The organism is Micromonospora aridisoli (genome assembly GCF_056150025.1).
This window is the reverse complement of the sequence record NZ_JAXCFK010000012.1, coordinates 70,280-88,330: the sequence shown is the minus strand read 5'-3', so window position 1 is coordinate 88,330 and position 18,051 is coordinate 70,280. Positions and strand designations below refer to the sequence as shown.

At 73.8% G+C, this 18,051-nt stretch carries 13 protein-coding genes; 7 read left to right on the top strand and 6 right to left on the bottom strand.

Annotated elements, in window-relative coordinates; all coding sequences use genetic code 11:
- Positions 1-189: 189 nt before the first annotated feature.
- A complete protein-coding gene (locus SM447_RS23455; RefSeq protein WP_474575005.1) occupies positions 190-2,526 on the top strand; it encodes a hypothetical protein in 2,337 nt (778 codons plus the stop codon).
- A gap of 32 nt (positions 2,527-2,558) precedes the next feature.
- A complete protein-coding gene (gene smpB / locus SM447_RS23450; RefSeq protein ID WP_474575004.1) occupies positions 2,559-3,053 on the top strand; it encodes an SsrA-binding protein SmpB in 495 nt (164 codons plus the stop codon).
- An 18-nt stretch (positions 3,054-3,071) separates the two neighbouring features.
- Here smpB and SM447_RS23445 read toward each other — a convergent pair whose 3' ends face one another.
- From SM447_RS23445 to SM447_RS23425, 5 genes are all read right to left on the bottom strand, one after another.
- Complete coding sequence (locus SM447_RS23445; protein WP_474575003.1) at positions 3,072-4,127, bottom strand: hypothetical protein; 1,056 nt, start codon at positions 4,125-4,127, stop codon at positions 3,072-3,074.
- Positions 4,025-5,137: a transporter substrate-binding domain-containing protein gene (locus SM447_RS23440; protein WP_474575002.1), complete on the bottom strand. Its 1,113-nt coding sequence runs from the start codon at positions 5,135-5,137 to the stop codon at positions 4,025-4,027. Before SM447_RS23440 ends, SM447_RS23445 begins: the two co-directional genes overlap by 103 nt.
- A gap of 180 nt (positions 5,138-5,317) precedes the next feature.
- Positions 5,318-5,731 carry a type II toxin-antitoxin system Phd/YefM family antitoxin gene (locus tag SM447_RS23435; protein WP_474575001.1) on the bottom strand — a complete coding sequence of 138 codons (414 nt, stop codon included), beginning with the start codon at positions 5,729-5,731 and terminating at the stop codon, positions 5,318-5,320.
- A gap of 41 nt (positions 5,732-5,772) precedes the next feature.
- The gene (locus SM447_RS23430) at positions 5,773-6,663 is read right to left on the bottom strand and encodes an MHYT domain-containing protein (protein ID WP_474575000.1); all 891 of its coding nucleotides are present in this window, start codon (positions 6,661-6,663) and stop codon (positions 5,773-5,775) included.
- Positions 6,664-6,832: 169 nt separating this feature from the next.
- Positions 6,833-9,613, bottom strand: a complete 2,781-nt coding sequence (locus SM447_RS23425) for a DEAD/DEAH box helicase (protein ID WP_474574999.1) — start codon at positions 9,611-9,613, stop codon at positions 6,833-6,835.
- Positions 9,614-9,699: 86 nt separating this feature from the next.
- Here SM447_RS23425 and SM447_RS23420 point away from each other — a divergent pair, with 86 nt between their 5' ends.
- Complete coding sequence (locus SM447_RS23420; RefSeq protein WP_474574998.1) at positions 9,700-10,455, top strand: HAD family hydrolase; 756 nt, start codon at positions 9,700-9,702, stop codon at positions 10,453-10,455.
- A 92-nt stretch (positions 10,456-10,547) separates the two neighbouring features.
- On the opposite strand, the gene SM447_RS23415 is transcribed toward SM447_RS23420, so the two are convergent.
- On the bottom strand, positions 10,548-11,480 hold the full coding sequence (locus SM447_RS23415; RefSeq protein ID WP_474575150.1) for a diacylglycerol kinase: 933 nt from the start codon (positions 11,478-11,480) through the stop codon (positions 10,548-10,550).
- Positions 11,481-11,719: 239 nt separating this feature from the next.
- On the opposite strand from SM447_RS23415, the gene lanKC reads away from it, so the two are divergent.
- The 4 genes from lanKC to SM447_RS23395 all read left to right on the top strand — a co-directional run bounded on the left by lanKC (position 11,720) and on the right by SM447_RS23395 (position 18,030).
- On the top strand, positions 11,720-14,317 hold the full coding sequence (gene lanKC, locus SM447_RS23410; RefSeq protein ID WP_474574997.1) for a class III lanthionine synthetase LanKC: 2,598 nt from the start codon (positions 11,720-11,722) through the stop codon (positions 14,315-14,317).
- A 6-nt stretch (positions 14,318-14,323) separates the two neighbouring features.
- Positions 14,324-14,443: a SapB/AmfS family lanthipeptide gene (locus SM447_RS23405; RefSeq protein WP_093405935.1), complete on the top strand. Its 120-nt coding sequence runs from the start codon at positions 14,324-14,326 to the stop codon at positions 14,441-14,443.
- A gap of 72 nt (positions 14,444-14,515) precedes the next feature.
- Positions 14,516-16,246, top strand: coding sequence for an ABC transporter transmembrane domain-containing protein (locus SM447_RS23400; RefSeq protein WP_474574996.1), 1,731 nt, complete (start codon positions 14,516-14,518; stop codon positions 16,244-16,246).
- The gene (locus SM447_RS23395; RefSeq protein ID WP_474574995.1) at positions 16,243-18,030 is read left to right on the top strand and encodes an ATP-binding cassette domain-containing protein; all 1,788 of its coding nucleotides are present in this window, start codon (positions 16,243-16,245) and stop codon (positions 18,028-18,030) included. Before SM447_RS23400 ends, SM447_RS23395 begins: the two co-directional genes overlap by 4 nt.
- Positions 18,031-18,051 lie beyond the last annotated feature (21 nt).

The window sequence follows — 18,051 nt, the reverse complement described above, 5'->3', positions numbered from 1 at the left end:
GATGGGCTGCCTGAACCGATGGGCGGCCTGAACCGACGGCCTGTCTCACCGGGCGACCCGCCTACGCCCGTCGGCCGCCGGGCGTAGGCGTGTCGGGAGGCTGCGCGGGTAGACAGCGCCGCCGCTCCGGGACGCCGGGGTGGCGGGCCTGCGGGGTGCCAGGCCCGTGGACAGGGGTCCGGGGGGCCGATGACCAGCGAACCGGGGACGTCGGGCGATGTCGTGGAACTGCGGGTGCACGGGGTGTCGGGCGCCGACGCCGAACAGATCCTCGACCGCCCGCACAGCCACCAGGTCGCCGGGGACCGCAGCGGGGGGTTCTACCGGCCCCGACCGGGCTACCCGGACACCAGGGGGCCGGCCGGGGTGGTTCTGGAGGCGTACCGGTGGAGCGACCTGCCCTCGGGCACCACCGTCAGGACCCTGTCGCTGGTCTTCCTGTTGCCCTTCATGCTGTGCAACGTCGCGATCTGGATGCGCCCGGTCCGGCGGGACGGCTCCGGGGCGGGCGTCAAGGCGGTGTGTCGGCTGCTCGCCCTCACGCTGACGATGCTGTACGTGCTGGCGGCGATGGGGGTGGCGCTCGACCTGATCGCCTGGCGGTGCGTGCCCAACCCGTACTGCCTGGCCGGGCGGCCGTGGCTGTCCTGGATCGGGGGCCGGCCCACCGGGTTGGCCCTGGCCTTCTTCGCGCTGCTGCCGGCCGGTGCGCTCGGGCTGGTCTGGTGGCTCGCTGCCCGGCCCGGCCGCAGTTTCGACGTCTTCCGCACCCCGACCACCGGCTTCGGGCCGCACCAGCTGAGCGCGGTCGCCCGGTGGGACAGCGCGCCGACCGTGGGCCGGCTGCGCTCGCTGCACGTCGCCACCGGTTTCACGACCCTCAGCGTCGGCCTGGTCGTCGCCCGGGTCGGTTCGGGCCCGTCGGCGTCCAGCGTGGCCCTGGCCGTCGTCACCGGGGTGGTGCTGCTGGCCTGCGTTCTGCTGCTCTGCTCGCATCCACTGATCGACAACCCGTCGACCGGCTCCGTCGCGGACCGGTTCGTGCGCGGACTGCGTACCGTCGCCTGCGCCCTGACCGCTGTGGTACTGGTCGCGATGGCGGTCGATCCGACGCCGTGGCGCGTCCGCGAGGGGTTGCCGGGGTACGCGACCAGCGTGGGACTGCTCGTCCTGTCGCAGGCCGTGCTGCTGTTCGTGCTCGGCACGGTCACGCTGGTCAACCGCCGGAGACGTCGTACCGCAGTCGGTGCCGCCGGGCACGGCGCTCACCGCCCGGCGCCCGAGGTCGGGACCGAGCCCGACGAGATGCGGAGCGGGCTCGGCCGCGACGGCCTCGCCGCCGGGCCGTTGCAGGGGCTGGGTGCTCCCGTGATCGCCGCTGCCGCCACCGGCCTGGCCGTGGCGATCTCCGCTGATCTCGTCTACCGGGTCGCCGACCTGCTCAACCGCCGTGCGGCAGCAGCAGGCGAATGGGAGATCGGTCCACCGCTGGGCTACAAGTGGGCCATCTTCGTGTTCCTGGTGGCCGCCGCCACGACCCTGGTGGCGGCCCTGGTCATCGTCCTGGCCAGCCGGGCCGGACGAACGCGTACCGCCGGAGCCACCGTCGCGCACGACTATCCCGACGCGCCGCCGGCCGCCGCACACCGGCTGCACCAGGTGCAGCGGACGATCGCCCGGGCCCGGTTCACCGAACGGGTGGAGATGCTCGCCGTCGTCTACGCCTGTGTTGTCGGCGCCGGCATGCCCAGCAGTCTGCTCGGCATGCTGGGCCTGGCACCGGGAGCGGCGGTGCAGCGGTTGACCGGCATTCCGGAGGCGGCGACCAACTTCGGCATCCAGGTGGGCAGTTTCCTCATCGCGGTGGTGGTGCTCGCGCTGCTCGTCGGCGGCATCTTCGCCTACCGGACGGCGGAGTTCCGCAGGTACGTCGGCGTGCTGTGGGACCTGGGCACCTTCTGGCCGAGGGTGGCTCATCCCTTCGCGCCGCCCTGCTACGCCGAACGCGCGGTTCCGGAACTGACCCGCCGGATCGTGCACCTCACCAGCGAGGGGCACGGGGTGCTGCTCGCCGGGCACAGTCACGGCTCGGTGCTGCTCGCCGCCACGATCCTGCAACTGCCACGCCAGGTGTGCGGCCGGTTGGCGCTGCTGACCTACGGCTCACCGCTGCGCCGGCTCTACGCGCGGCTCTTCCCGGCCTACGTCAACGACGAGGTGCTGCGCGAGGTCGGCGAGCGGGTCAACTGGCGGTGGGTGAACCTGTGGCGGGACACCGACCCGATCGGTGGCTGGGTCTTCTCGCCGCACCGACCCGGCCGGCAGCCGAGCGTGCCGGGCGCCGCCGGCACGGTGGACCGCCGGCTACGCGACCCGGTCGACGTCGTCCCCCCGCCGGGCGACAGCGTCCCGCCCCCGATCATCGGGCACTGGCCCGGCGAGTCCGACCCACGCTTCGAGAGCGCGGTGGAGGAGTTGGCCGACCGGTTACGGGCCCGCCTGCGGGAGCGCGAGGAACCGGCCTGAACCACCAGGGCCGGCGGGCTATCCTTCCCCGAATGGGCACCTCCCGCAGCGCCGAACGGACCCTGATCGCGTCGAACCGCAGGGCCCGCCACGACTACACGGTCCTCAAGACGTACGAGGCCGGCATCGTGCTCGCCGGCACCGAGGTCAAGTCGCTGCGAGCGGGGCGCGTCTCACTGGTCGACGCCTTCGCCCAGGAGCGCGACGGGGAGATCATGCTGTACGGCCTGCACATCGCCGAGTACGGCTACGGCACCTGGACCAACCACGCGCCCCGGCGGACCCGGAAGCTGCTGCTGCACCGGGTGGAGATCGCCCGCATCCTGGACCGGACCCGCGAGGGCGGGACGACCCTCGTGCCGTTGTCGATGTACTTCTCCGGTGGCTGGGCGAAGGTCGAGCTGGCCCTGGCCAAGGGCCGCCGGTCGTACGACAAGCGGCAGGTCCTCGCCGAGCGCGACGCGGACCGGGAGATCGCCCGGGAGCTGGGCCGCCGGCTCAAGGGGCGCCGGCCGGCGCGCGGCTGAGCCGGACGGCGGCGTCGGTCACGACCGACCCGGCACCAGGCCGGCGCACCGGGGATCGGGCGATCCGACGGGGCGGCGCGGCATCATCCAGTCCAGCGCGGTGTCCTCCACCGGCCAACCGGCCACGTCCACTCGGCTGGCCGGCATCCGCCCGGCGTCCGGACACAGCACCTGACCGCGCACCGCGTCGTTGGGCAGGAACCGGATCTCACCCCGATGATCCAGCACGATCGTCATCCGGTCGGTCACCGTCACGGCCTCGCCGAGGACCACCTCCCGGGTGACCGGCTCGCCGACCTCGACCGCAACCGCCGGCAGCAACGGCACCCGTAGGAACACCACCCCCGTCACGAGCGGAATCAGCGCACCGACGGCGTAGGTGAGGACACGCGTCAGGGCCGCGGCGATGCGGACGGGCACCGGCCCGGTCAACACCAGAGCGCCGGCCGGCGGCAGCGCCAGCAGAGCCGCCGTGGCCCACTCACCATGGGCGGCGGCCATCCAGATGGCCGGGGCGAGCCAGGCGTAACAGGCCGCCGCGACGGCCACGGGCAGGACCACCCCGGTGGCGATCAGCAGCCGCGGCCGGTCCGGGAAACGGCACCTCGTACGCAGCGCGACCAGCCACATCAGCAGCATCACCAGCGCCGGAAGGAAACGCAGCTGCCAGGTGAGCGCCGCCAGCGCCGCCGTGGCCGCCAGCACCCAGTCCGGGGTACGCGCGGTGGCGTACGCCAGCAGTGACCGCTCCGCGTCGAACTGGTCGGGGGCACTGACCCGCAGCAGTTGGCCGAGCACGGCCGGCACCAGCACCACCAGGGGCACCGCCCATACCAGGGCGATGAGCAGGGCGCTGAGCAGGCCGAGCGGACTGACGTACTGCACAAGCAGCAGCATGGTGGACATGTCCTGCCGACTGAGCCGCCACAACCGCAGCACCAGCAGCAGCACTGGGAAGGTCGGCAGCAGGGTCAGCAGCCACTGCTGCGTCTGACGCGCGCCCGAGCGACGACGGTCGGCTGCGCCGACCGCGGCCGGTGCGGGTACGGCAGCGCGAACCTCTCCCACGGCCACCGCCGCACCTCCACCCTGTCCTCCGGCGCGGGCTCCGGCTGCCGGTCCACCGCGACCTGCTGCGGGTCGTTGTACTTCTGCTCGGATCGGAGGTACCGGTCGAACGCCGCCCGCCAGCGGTCGCCGTCCGGCCCGGTCGCGGACTCCTGGAGCGAGAGGTTGACCAGGTCACGCAGCGCGGGTTTGGTGCCGGTGTTGATGCCCCACAGCTCCGAGCCGTCGGCGCCGATGTCCCAGTGCCGCAGTGGTTGAACCCGCTCCAGCTTGTTCTTCGGCGGTAGCTCACCAGCCGGACGGGGGCCTACGAAGCCGGCCAGGATCGCCGCGTCGGTGGTGACCGCGTCGACCGTGCCGTCGTACAGCTCCTGGATGCACTCGCTGACCCGGTTGCGGCCGCGCGCCTGGGCACCGAGTTCCGTCAGGCTCCGTTCCGAGGTCGACGTGGAGATGGTGCAGACCTTCCGGCCGGCGAGATCCCGCAGGCTGGTCACCGGTCGGTCGTCGGAGGCGAGGGTGACCACCGACTGCTCGGTCTCCAGGTAGGGCGCGGAGAAGACCACGCCCTGCTGGCGGCGCTGCTCGGTGATGCTGTACGAGGCCACCACGAGGTCGACGGTGACGAATCGGTTGTCCGTGGTGCGGGCCTGCCGGCGGGCCCGGTCCTCGCTCTCGATCGGCAGGAACTCCACCCGCGGTGCGTCGAAGCCGAGATCGTCGGCGATCATGTAGGCGATCTCGATGTCGAAGCCTTCGAAGGCTCCGTTCTCCAGCTGCTGCGACACTCCCGGCTGATCGTCCTTCACGCCGATGAGCAGGGTCTGCTTGCCGGTCAGCCCGGCGCGTTCCCGTAACTGTTCGCGGCTGGGCGGCCCGACGGCGGCGATCACCCGGACCACCGCGACGACAAGCACCACCAGCAGCAGGAGCAGCGCCGCGAGGCGCAACCGCCGGGCTCGCTCCGGGATCGTCCGCGCGCCGGCCGGACCCCCGGCCTCCTTGAGCTCGCTCATCGTCACCCCCGTCGAACCCCACGCCGCGAGTGGTCCATTGTGGCCGAAAGACGCCGCCCAGTGACCCACAGTTACTCAAGCGTGACCAGAAGCCGGGGGTGGCTCGGCTGCAACGCGCTGCCGGCGTCGGAAAGCCGTCACCGAGCACCCGCACGGTCGGCGTCGCGGCGGAGAGCCGGATCAGCCTGCGAGCAGGTGGGCGTGGGCCGCCCGCAACCGGGTGAGTGCGGCATCGGTGCCCGGCGGGAACCGACGGTCCAACTCGGCCCAGACCTCGGCGAGCGCGCCGGCCACGGCACGCAATTCGGCGGCGTGGCGGCGGCCGCTCTGCTGCCGTTGGGCGTCCAGACGCCGGGACCAGCCGGCGGTCACCTCGGCCAGACGCTCGGCATCGGCACGGACCTGGGCGGCGGTGCGAGCGGCCGCCGCGGGCACGATCGCGGCGACCGGACGCGGATCACCGTCGCGGGTGACCACAGTGACCGTGTCGGTCAGTTCCGCCATCGCGACGAGTTGGCTGAGTCGGGTGCGCGCCTCGCGCAGGGGCAGCGAGCGCGCCGGGGCGTTTCGCGGAGTGAGGGCGGGGACAGCCATGAATACATGGTCGGTCCCGGGTACGACACTTTCCGCGACCGTCAGCGCGACGGATGGTCCCGGCGGGACGGGAACTGGGCGCCGGGGCGGGCCAGGGTCGACCGGGCGCGCAGCCCCACCGGATCCGGTGCCGTGGGGTCGCCCGGCCCGGCGGCGACCTGTTGCTCCGGCCGGCGGCCGTCGAGGTACGCGGCGGCGGCCCGGTCCTCGTCGGTGGGCGCGGCGAGCAACGCGTACACCAGACCGACCACGCCGAAGATCACCAGCAGCACGATCGGGATCAGCAGGGTGCCGACACCGGCCCCGGAGAGGTCACCCCGTTCCTCGTGCAGGTGCACCGACAACGCGCTCATGCCGGTGAAGTGCATGCCGTTGACGGCCACCCCCATCACCAGCGCCGAGGCGAAGATCGCCGCCCCCCGGCGGACGGTCACCGCGAGCCAGAGCGCGACGGAGGCGGCGACCACGGCGATCAGCACCGACAGCCCCACCCGGAGGTTGTCGTAGAGCAGCCGGCCGTCCAACCGCATCGCGGCCATGCCCGTGTAGTGCATCGCCGCCACCCCGCAGCCGGTGAAGAGCCCACCGGCGAGGATCCGCACCGCCGAGAGCCGTCCGGTGCCCACGATCGCCAGCCCGATACCGACCGCCGCCACCGCGATCAGCGCGCTGCCGACCGTGATCGGCACGTCGTAGCGGATCCGGGACCCGGTCACGGCGAAGCCCAGCATCGCCATGAAGTGCATCGTCCAGATCGCGGTGCCGCCGAGTGCCCAGGCGGAGAGACTCCCCCACCAGAGCTTCTGACCCGTGCTCGACGCGGAACGGATCCGCCCGGCACAGACCAGCCCGAGGATCGAACCGAGCACCGACAGCGCGTAGCTCATCGTCGGTGTGATCCAGCCGTACTCAAAGTGATTGATGTCCGCCACGAGGGCTCCCCCCAGAGCTGCTACCGGCGCGTAGCTCACGCGCCGATGACATGATCCGGGAGCCTCTCACCAGGCACAACACGGCTCCCCGGGTACTTCGGGGCGTGCCGTGGCGGTGACGCAGGGATGCGTCGGTTCGGGCGGTCGACCGGCCGTCGCCGTCGCCGGTTCAGGCCGGTGAGTGGTAGGCCAGCACACCCCGGTTGACGGCGCTGATCGCCTGCCGGGCGGTGGCCCGCAGCTCGGTCGAGGCACCACCGGAATCGGCCACCTGGCCGAGCAGGTCCACCACCTGGCGGGCCCACCGGACGAAGTCGCCGGCCGGCATCTCGCCGTCGAGCTCATGCCCACTCGCCAGCACCTTCGCCAGTGCCTCGCCCCGGGCCCAGCGGTAGATCGGCCAGGCGAACCCGAGGTCGGGCTCCCGGGTCACGGCCAGCCCGCGCGACGCCTCCTCGGCCTCGATCTCGCTCCAGAGCTTCAGGGTCGTGTCGACGGCCTCGGCGACCGCGCCGCGGGGCAGCGAGGCCCGCTCGTCGACGTCGCGGCGGGCCTCGAAGACCACCACGGAGACCGCGGCGGCCAGTTCGGCCGGCGACAGCCCGTCCCAGACCCCGCGCCGCAGGCACTCCGCCACGAGCAGATCCGCCTCCGTCCAGATCCGCCCGAGCATCCGGCCGGCGTCGGTGACGGCGCCGTCGGCGGTGAGGTAGCCGCGGCCGGTGAGCAGCGCGACGATGCGGTCGAACGTCCGTGCCAGGGAGCCCGTCCGCCCGGCGACCCGCTGGCGCAGCTCCTCGGTGTCCCGCTCCAGCCGTCGGCGGCGCTCCGCCCAGCGGGCGTGCTCCTCCCGCTCCGGGCAGGCGTGGCACGGGTGCCGGCGCAGCTCGGAGCGGAGCTGGCTGACCTGGTCGTCCTCCCCCGACTGCCGGCCGCGGGCACCCCGGCGGGAGTGCCGGTCCAGGCCGGTGCCGCTGACCTGGGCCGCCAGGTCACGCCGGGCGGCCGGGTTCCGGTGGTTGAAGTGCTTGGGCACCCGGATACGGGCCAGCACCTCGGCCGGCGTGGTGAAGTCGCCGGGACTGATCCGGCCGGCCCAGCGGTCCTGGGTGAGCACCAGCGGGCGCGGCTCGCTGAAGCCTCCGGCCGCCGGGTCGAGCACCACGGCCAGGCCGGCCCGGCGCCCGGACGGCACCCGGATCACGTCGCCGACCCGCAGGCGCTCCAGGGCGGCCACCGCCGCCGCCCGACGCTGGCTCTGTCCCTGCCGGGCGATGGCCCGTTCCCGGTCGGCGATGGCCACCCGCAGCGCGAAGTACTCGTCGAAGTCACCGTGGTGGCACTCCGCCTCGGCGCCGTACGCCTCGATGGTCTCGGTGTTGCGCTGCACCTGCCGGGCCAGGCCGACCACCGACCGGTCCGCCTGGAACTGCGCGAACGACGACTCCAGCAGCGCCCGCGCCGGCTCCGCGCCGACGCTGCCGACCAGGTTCACCGCCATGTTGTACGAGGGCCGGAAGCTGGACCGCAGCGGGTAGGTCCGGGTGGAGGCCAGACCCGCCACGTGTCGCGGGTCCGTCTCCGGGGACCACACCACCACGGCGTGCCCCTCCACGTCGATGCCCCGGCGACCGGCGCGCCCGGTGAGCTGGGTGTACTCCCCCGGCGTCAGGTCGACGTGCGCCTCGCCGTTGTACTTCACGAGGCGCTCCAGCACCACGCAGCGGGCCGGCATGTTGATGCCCAGGGCGAGGGTCTCGGTGGCGAAGACCGCCTTGACCAGCCCCCGGACGAACAGCTCCTCCACGACCTCCTTGAACGCCGGGAGCATCCCGGCGTGGTGGGCGGCCAACCCGCGTTCCAACCCGTCGAGCCACTCCCAGTAGCCCAGCACCGACAGGTCCTCGCCGGGGATCGCCGTCACCCGGGACTCCACCACGCGGCGGATCTCCGCCCGTTCCTCGGGTGAGGTGAGCCGCAGCCCGGCGGCGAGGCACTGCTGCACCGCCGCGTCGCAGCCGGCCCGGCTGAAGATGAACAGGATCGCCGGCAGCAGCCCCTCGCGGTCCAGCCGGTCGACGATGTCCGGGCGCATCGGCCCACGCCAGCGCGGTCCGCGCCGCCCGGCGCCGAAGCCGGCGGAGCGCCCCTCGCCGAGGTCGAGCCGGCGCATCGTGTCGCGGGTGTAGCGCAGCAGTTCCGGGTGCACGTCGTGCTTGCGCGCGGCGGCGGCGTCGTGGAACAGGTCGAACATCCGCTTGCCGACCAGCATGTGCTGCCACAACGGCACCGGCCGGTGCTCGCTGACCACCACGGTGGTCTCACCGCGCACCGTGATCAACCAGTCGGCGAACTCCTCGGCGTTGGACACCGTCGCCGACAGCGACACCAGGGTGACCGAGGCGGGCAGGTGGATGATGACCTCCTCCCACACCCCGCCCCGGAACCGGTCGGCCAGGTAGTGGACCTCGTCCATCACCACGTACGCCAGGCCGTCGAGGGTGGTCGAGCCGGCGTAGAGCATGTTGCGCAGCACCTCGGTGGTCATCACCACCACCGGCGCGTCGCCGTTGATGGCGTTGTCACCGGTGAGCAGCCCCACCTGCTCGGCACCGTACCGTTCGACCAGGTCGTGGTACTTCTGGTTCGACAGCGCCTTGATCGGCGTGGTGTAGAAGCACTTGCGGCGGGCGCCGTCGGCTGGCGCCGGCTGACCGGGGGTGCCCCGCAGCGCGAGGTGTACGGCGAACTCACCGACCACCGTCTTGCCGGCCCCGGTCGGCGCGCAGACCAGCACCCCGCTGCCCCGCTCCAGGGCCTGGCACGCCTCCCGCTGGAAGTCGTCGAGGTCGAAGCCCAGGTCAGAGGTGAACTCTTCCAGCGCCGGGAACTGTGAGGCCTGCGCGGCCCGGCGGCGCGCCGCGGCGTACCGCTCGGCGGGGCTCGACATGTCCCCAAGATTAGTGCGTGCCCACGACGAGCACCCGGCAAGGCCGAGCGCCGGGGCGGTCGGAGCGGGTCGGTAGGGTGCACGACGTGCCGGATCATGCCGAACCGACCAACTCCGTACCCGACGCCGACGGCCGGGGCCCGTCCCGCCGGCCCGTGCGGGCGGTGCTGTTCGACTTCCACGGCACCCTGGCCCAGGTGGAGGAGCCCAGCCAGTGGGTGTTGGCCGCCGCGTCGGCGTGTGGCGTACACCTGGACCGGGCCCGCGCCACCGCCCTGGCCGACCGGCTGCTCACCGCCGGCCGCGCCGGAGGGCCGCTACCGGCCCGGGTCCCGCCCCACCTGGCCGAGTTGTGGGCCGACCGGGACCTGTACGAGCATGCCCACCGGGGCGCGTACACCGGGCTCGCCGGCACGGTCGACGCCGGCATCGACGGGTTCGCCGAGGCGCTCTACGAGCGGGTCCTGGTCCCGGAGGGGTGGGTGCCGTACCCGGACACCGCGCCGACCCTCGCCGCGCTGCGTGCCGCGGACGTACGGGTAGCCGTGGTGAGCAACATCGGCTTCGACATCCGGCCGTTCTTCGACGCCTGGGGGCTGGCCGACCTGGTCGACGCCCACGTGCTGTCATACGAGGTGGGCCGCTGCAAGCCCGACCCGGCGATCTTCTGGCGGGCCTGCGGCATGCTCGGCGTCGACCCGGAGGAGTCGCTCATGGTCGGCGACACCCCCGCCGACGCCGGGGCCGTCGCGGCCGGCTGCGCCGCGCTGGTCCTCCCCGCCGCCGCCCCCGGTCGCCCCAACGCCCTCGGCTCCGTGCTCAGCCTCCTGCACACCCCGTGACTTCCGAAATCTTGCACTTGTGGTCGCCGGTATGACGGTTTTGGGCGGCTTTTTGCCGACCAGAAGCGCAAGATCGGTGCGGTGGAGGGTGGTCAGCGCAGGAGACGCACCGCGTGGGGGACGGCGGTCACCGTGACCGGGAGGGTGAGGGAGCGCTCGCCGTCGGCGTAGGTGGTGATGCCCGGCGCGGCGAGGGTGACGGTGCGCGCGCGGTAGGTGTGCACCAGCGGATGGGCGACGTGGGTGCCGGCGTAGATGCGCGGCTTGACCCGGATCAACGTACGCCGGTCGAACCGGCCGCCGACCACCACGTCGAGCAGTCCGTCGGTGGGGTCCGCGTCGGGACAGATCCGCATCCCGCCGCCGTAGCTGGCGCTGTTGCCGACCGCCACCAGCACCGCGTCGACCTCGATCCGCTCACCGTCGAGGGTGAGGGTGTACCGGCGCGGACGCAGCCGGGCCAGTTCCACCAGGATGGCCAGGTCGTAGCGGCGGGGACCGCGCGGCCAGCGCATCCGGTTGGCCCGCTCGTTGACGATCGCGTCGAAGCCCGCCGCCAGGACCGCGCCGTACCAGCGGATCGTGCCGTCCGCTCCGGTCATCCGGGCCAGGTCGACCGGTCGGCTGCGTCCGGCGCGCACCGCGTCGGCGATGACGTCGACCGCCGTCCGGGGATCGGCCGGGAAGCCGGTCTCCACCGCGAAGTCGTTGCCGGTGCCCGCGGGGACCGGCCCGAACGGCACCGAGGTGCCGGCGACGGCCTGCATGGCCCGGTGCACCGTGCCGTCGCCACCCACCGCGACCAGCGCGCCGGCCCCCTCGGCCACGGCGGCACGGCACGCCGCCTCCGCCTCCGCCGCGCTACCGGCCCGCAACAGCCGCACCGGCCGGCCGGCCGCGGAGAGCCGGTCCAGCAGGTCCGGCAACAGCCCTCGGTGCCGGCCACGCCCGGCGGTCGGGTTGGCCAGCACGGCGACGGGCCCGTCGGGCACCGAAGGGTGATCGTCTGCGGTCACGGCGAGCACCGTACCTGCTGACGCGGGCGCAACCGTGCCGGCCCGGCACCTCTCGGGCGGCGGCAACCGGTCGGCCGGTCCGGAACGGGACAGTCCCGCCGTCTGCGCCGCAACTGTCATTTGTCATGACCGATCGTGCGGCACACATCAATCTCCATGACGGAACGCACTGGAGACGCCATAGGCCGAACGGACAGACTCGAATCCGTCAACAGGACCACAGCCGGCAGGCGGAGGGGAGGAGTCACGTGGACGAGCGCTACGACAGCTACTGCGCTGCCGACCCGCTGTTCTACGACTCCCTCGGCAGTGCCGTCGCGCAGCCCACCTTCGCGGCGGCGCAACGGCCGCTGCCGCAGGGCTGGCGTCGGGAGCCGCTCGACGACTGGCTCATCCACGCGCCGGCCGGCGAACGGCTGCCACAGCAGGGCTGGAAGGTGCACGTGTCGGCGACCATCGCCAACGCCGACCGGGTGCTCGACGCCGTCTGGGACTACTGCGTCCCCCGCGGCCTGTCCTTCAAGTTCCTCCGCGGCCCGCGCACCCTGCTGCTGCGCAACTCCAAGTACGCCGCCCGCGCGGCCAGCGGCAAGTTCGTGACGATCTACCCCCGCGACGACGCCGAGCTGGAGCTGGTCTGCAAGGAGCTCGACGAGCTGCTGGCCGGCGAGGCCGGCCCGTACATCCTCAGCGACCTGCGCTACGCCGCCGGTCCGGTGTACGTCCGCTACGGCGGCTTCGCCGCCCGGTACTGCCACTCCCCCGACGGCCAGGTGGTCCCGGCCGTCGAAGACGGCACCGGCACCCTGGTGCCGGACCGCCGCGACCCGGTCTTCCACGTGCCGTCCTGGGTGACGCTCCCCGATTTCCTGGCGCCGCACCTGGCCGCCCGCAACGCGACCAGCACCGACGAGGTGCCCTACCGGATCGACAAGGTCATCCACTTCTCCAACGGCGGTGGGCTGTACGTCGGACGCGACCTGCGCACCGACACCCAGCTGGTGCTGAAGGAGGCCCGACCCCACGCCGGCCTGGACGCCGACGGCACCGACGCCGTCACCCGGCTCGCCCGGGAGGCCGCCGTGCTGCGCCAGCTCGCCGACCTGCCGCAGGTGCCCCGGGTGCACGACGAGTTCACCCTCGGTGACCACCGGTTCCTCGCCTTGGAGTTCATCGAGGGCCGGCCACTGAACAAGGTCCTGGTCGACCGCTACCCGCTCATCGACGCCGACGCCACCGACTCCGACCGCGCGGCGTACGCGAGCTGGGCGCTGGACGTCCACCGCCAGGTCGACGAGATCGTCCGGGAGATCCACGCTCGCGGGCTGGTCTACGGCGACCTGCATCTGTTCAACATCATGATCCGTCCCGACGACCGGGTCGCGCTCGTCGACTTCGAGGTCGCCGCACCGGTCGACGGGCACCGCCGGCCCGGCCTGCGCAACCAGGGCTTCGCCGCGCCCCGGGGACGAACCGGCGTGGCGGTCGACCACTACGCCCTGGCCTGCCTGCGGCTGGCCCTGTTCCTGCCGCTGACCCAGCTCGTCCGACTCGTCCCGGCCAAGGCGGCACACCTCGCCGACGTGATCGCCGACGCCTTCCCGGTGCCGAGGGACTTCCTCGACGCCGCCGTCGCGGAGATCACCGGGTCGGACACGCCATCGGGCGAGGGCGCACCGACCGCGACCGACGCGCCGGCCGTCGACCGGAACCGGCTCACCCGGGCCGTACTCGCCAGCGCCACACCCGCCCGCGACGACCGGCTCTTCCCCGGCGACATCGAACAGTTCCGCAGCGGCGGGCTCAACCTCGCCCACGGCGCGGCCGGCGTGCTGTACGCGCTGCACCGCGCCGGCGCGGGCCGGTGGCCGGAGCACGAGCAGTGGCTGGTCCGCCAGGCCACCTCGCCCCCGTCGGGCACCCGGTGCGGCTTCTACGACGGCCTGCACGGCGTCGCGTACGCCCTGGAACTGCTCGGTCGCCGGCAGGACGCCCTCGATGTGCTCGACATCTGCCTACGCGAGTCGACAACCGGGCTGGACCACAGCCTGGCCGGCGGGCTGGCCGGAATCGCGCTCAACCTGGCCGAGCTCGGCGGGCGTACCGGGGAACCGGCACTACGCGAGGCGGCCTGGCGGATCACCGATCAGCTGGTGGAGCGGCTCGCCGACGACCCCGACGGCAACGTCAGCGGCGGACGGCACCCGCACGCCGGGCTGTTGCGCGGTCGCACCGGGCCCGCGCTGCTGCTGGTGCGGCTGTACGAGCTGACCGGCGACCGGACCCTGCTCGACCACGCCGCCACCGCCCTGCGGCAGGACCTGCGCCGCTGCGTGGTACGCCCGGACGGCGCGCTGGAGGTCAACGAGGGCTGGCGGACCATGCCCTACCTGGGGCAGGGCAGCGTCGGCATCGGGCTCGTCCTCGACCAGTACCTGCGGCACCGCGCCGACGAGCAGTTCGCCGAGGCGAGCGTCGGGGTGCGTCGCGCCGCCCGGTCACCGTTCTACGCGCAGGCCGGCCTCTTCGCGGGACGGGCCGGCATCATCGCCTACCTCGCCGCGCAGCCCGACGACCCGGAACTGCGCCGCGAACTGGACGGGCAGATCCGGCGACTGGACTGGCACGCACTGCCGTACCGGGACGGCACCGCCTTCCCCGGCGAGCAACTGCTGCGGCTGTCCATGGACCTCGCCACCGGCACCGCGGGCGTGCTCCTGGCGCTGGCCACCGCCCGGCCCGACGACCCGGTGACCCTGCCCTTCCTGGCGCCCCTCACCGGCGCACCGGACTCCCCCGCGACGGCGGGGGGGACAACCCCGACCCGAACGCTCGGAAGGAGGTGACACGACATGGCGCTCCTCGACCTTCAGGGACTGGAGGCGGCTCCGGCCGACCGGACCGGCGGCGGTAGCCGGGCGAGCCTGCTGCTCTGCGGCGACAGCTCGCTGTCCGTCACGACCTGCAACTGATCGGACGCACCACGCGAGGCCCTGGACGGTGACCTGACCGTCCAGGGCCACGCCGTACGACCGGGAGGACCGATGCCAACGCTGGCCGGCGAGGACCGCCTGCTGTTGCGGGTGGTCCGCGACGGTGGCGGCTGGACCGCCCTGCTGCTGGTGGTGGCGCTGGCCGGTGCCGCCGCCGAGCTGGCGCTGCCCGCGGTGCTGGGTCTGGCGGTGGACGCCGCGATCGGCGGTGACGGTTCTGCCCGATGGCCCGTCGTCGCCTGCGCCCTGGTCGCGGCCCTGCTGGTCACCGACATCCTCGGCGACCTCGCCGGCGGGTACGGGGCCACGCGCGCCACCGCCCGTCTCCGCCGACGGCTGCTGCGGCACCTGTTCGCCCTGGACGTGCGGGCGGTCCGCCGCTACCCGGTCGGTGACCTGGTCGGTCGACTGGCCGGGCAGGCCGCCGACGCCGGGCAGGCCGGCAACGCCGTGGCGCTGGGCGTGATCGCCGTGCTGCCTCCGCTGGGCAGCGTCGTGGCGCTGACGCTGCTGGAACCCGTACTCGGGCTGACCCTCCTCGCCGGGCTGGTCCTGCTGACCGTGCTCATGGCCACCTTCGTCACCGACGCCTCGGCGGCCGTCACCGGCTACCAACGGGTGCTCGGCACGATCGCCGGTCGGCTGCAGGAGGCGCTCGACGGTGCCCGCACCATCGCGGCGGCCGGCACCGCCGACACGGAACGCGATCGGGTGCTGGCGGCGTTGCCGCAGCTACGCGGCCACGGCCGCCTCGGCTGGCGGTTGCTGGCCCGGGCGAACGCCCGCGTCGCGGCCGTGGCACCGCTGTTGCAGATCGCGGTCGTCGCCGTCGGCGGGTACGCGCTGACCGCCGGCTGGCTCACCCCCGGGCAGCTGGTCGCCGCGGTGCAGTACGCCGCGCTCGGCGCCGGGCTGGGCGCGGTACTCGCCACCCTCAACCGGCTGGTCCGCAGCCGGGCGGCGGCGCGCAGGATCGCCGAACCGCTGTCACGTCCGGTCCGCCCCGACGGCGACGAGCCGCTCCCACCCGGAGACGGGACCCTGCGGCTACGTGGGATCGGTGTCCGTGCCGACGACGGCCGGCCGGTCCTGGACGGAATCGATCTGGAACTCCCGGCCGGCAGCATGGTGGCAGTCGTCGGACGCTCCGGTGCCGGCAAGTCCGCCCTCGCGGCCGTGGCCGGTCGGCTCCATGACCCGGACACCGGCGAGGTGCTGCTGGACGGGGTGCCGCTGACCCGCCTCGACCGGGTCGCGCTGTGTCGGGCCGTGGGCCACGCCTTCGCACGTCCGGTGCTCGTCGGCGAGACGGTGCACGAAGCGATCGGCCTCGGCCTGCCCGAACGGTCGGCCCGGCCGCCGGCCGCCGGTGCGCCGGCCACCGCCGCCGTGCTGGCGGCAGCCCGGGCCGCGCAGATCGACGAGGTCGTCGCCCGGCTGCCGGACGGCTTCCGCACCCCGACAGCGGACGCGCCGCTCTCCGGCGGGGAGGCACAACGACTCGGGCTGGCCCGCGCGCTCCACGCCGAGCGGCTGCTCATCCTCGACGACGCGACGTCCAGCCTGGACACCGCCACCGAACACCGGATCACCCGCGCCGTCACCGGCGGGACCACGGGGCGTACCCGACTGGTGGTCACCCACCGGTTGACCACTGCGGCAGCGGCCGACCTGGTGGCCTGGCTCGACGGCGGTCGGCTGCGGGCCCTGGCACCGCACCGGCGGCTCTGGGAGGACCCGGACTACCGGGCGGTGTTCGCGTACTACGGTGTCCCGCGGTGAACGGCGTCGGACGGACGACGTGGCGGGCGCTGCGGGCCCGCCGCCGGGACGTCGGCAGGCTCGCCGCCTGGTCGCTGGTCGAGGCGTTGCCGGCGTTGCTCGCCGGGCTGCTCGTCGCCCGCGCCGTCGACCAGGGCTTCCTGGCCGGCCGGTTCGCCATCGGCCTGGCCTGGCTGGGCGGGCTCGCCCTGGCCATCCTCGTCGGCGCAGCGGCCACCGGACAGGTGTATCGGAGCCTGGGTGCCGTGGTGGAACCGTTCCGCGACGACCTGGCCCGCCGGGTGGTCGACGGCGCCCTGCACGACGCAACCCGGGCCGACGGCCGTCCGGACAGCGCTCCGGTGGCCCGCCTGACCCACCACATGGAGATCGTCCGCGACACCTTCGGCGGCCTGATCATGGTGGTTCGCGGTTTCCTGTTCACCGCCGGCGCGGCCCTGCTCGGCCTGCTGGCGCTGGATCCGATGGTGGCGGCGCTGGTGGCGGCTCCGCTGCTCGCGGGGGTGGCCGTCTTCGCCGCCGCACTTCCGGCGATGCTGTCGCATCAGCGGGCCTACGTGCGGGCCGGTGAGGCCCTCGGCCGGTCCGCCGCGACCGCGCTCGGCGGGCACCGCGACGTGCTCTCCTGCGGCGCCGAGGAGCGCGCGGTGGCCGAGATCGACCGGCGGGTCCGGGAGCAGGCCGACGCCGAGCGCACGCTGGCCCGGATGTCCGCGCTCCGCAGCCTCAGCCTCGGACTGGGCGGATGGCTGCCGGTGGTGGTCCTGCTCCTCGCCGCGCCGTGGCTGGTGCGGCGCGGACTGAGCACCGGTGCGGTGCTCGGCGCCCTGGTCTACGTGACCACCAGCCTGCAACCCGCGCTGCACGCCGTGGTGCAGGGTCTCGGCGGCGGGGGACTGCGCTACGCCGTCACCCTGGAGCGGATCCTGCTCACCTGTCGGCCTTCCCGGCCCGACGGCTCTCCCGGTGAACGCAGCACCGACCTGCTCCCGCCGACCTGGGATGTGGACGGCGACGGCCCGCCGGCGGTCCGGTTGGTCGGCCTGACCTTCCGGTACGGACCGCGAGCCCGGCCGATCCTGGACGACTTCTCGATGACGCTTCCCGAGGGCGAACACCTCGCCGTGGTGGGACCCAGCGGCACCGGCAAGTCCACCCTGGCGGCGCTCGTCGCCGGGCTGGCCGTGCCCGAACGCGGCACGGTTCACCTCGCCGGTCGGCCGGTGTCCGCCGTGCACCCCGCCGACCTGGCCGCCCTGCGGGTGCTGGTTCCGCAGGAGGCGTACGTGTTCAGCGGAACCCTGGCCGACAACCTCCGCTACCTGTCCCCGGACGCCGACGACGCGACCGTCGAGGCCACCCTGGAGGCCCTCGGTGCAGGCAGCCTCTCCCGCCGGCTGGGTGGCCTCACCGCCACGGTCGATCCCGCCACTCTCTCCGCCGGTGAACGCCAGCTGATCGCCGCGGTGCGCGCCTACCTGGCCAGCGCCCCGCTGGTCATCCTGGACGAGGCCACATGTCACCTGGACCCGACGCTGGAGGCGACCGTCGAATCGGCCTTCGCCCGACGACCGGGGACCCTGGTGGTCATCGCTCACCGGATCAGCTCGGCCCTCCGCGCCCACCGGGTGCTGGTGTTCGACGAGGACGGGCCGCAGGTGGGCACCCACCAGGAGCTGCTCGCCTGCTCACCCGCCTACCGGGAACTCGTCGGACACTGGGACGGTGACGCGACGCCACCGCCCGAAGGCGTCGCCGTGGCGGCGCCGTCGCGTCCCGGCTGACTCCCGCGCGTCACGGCGTAC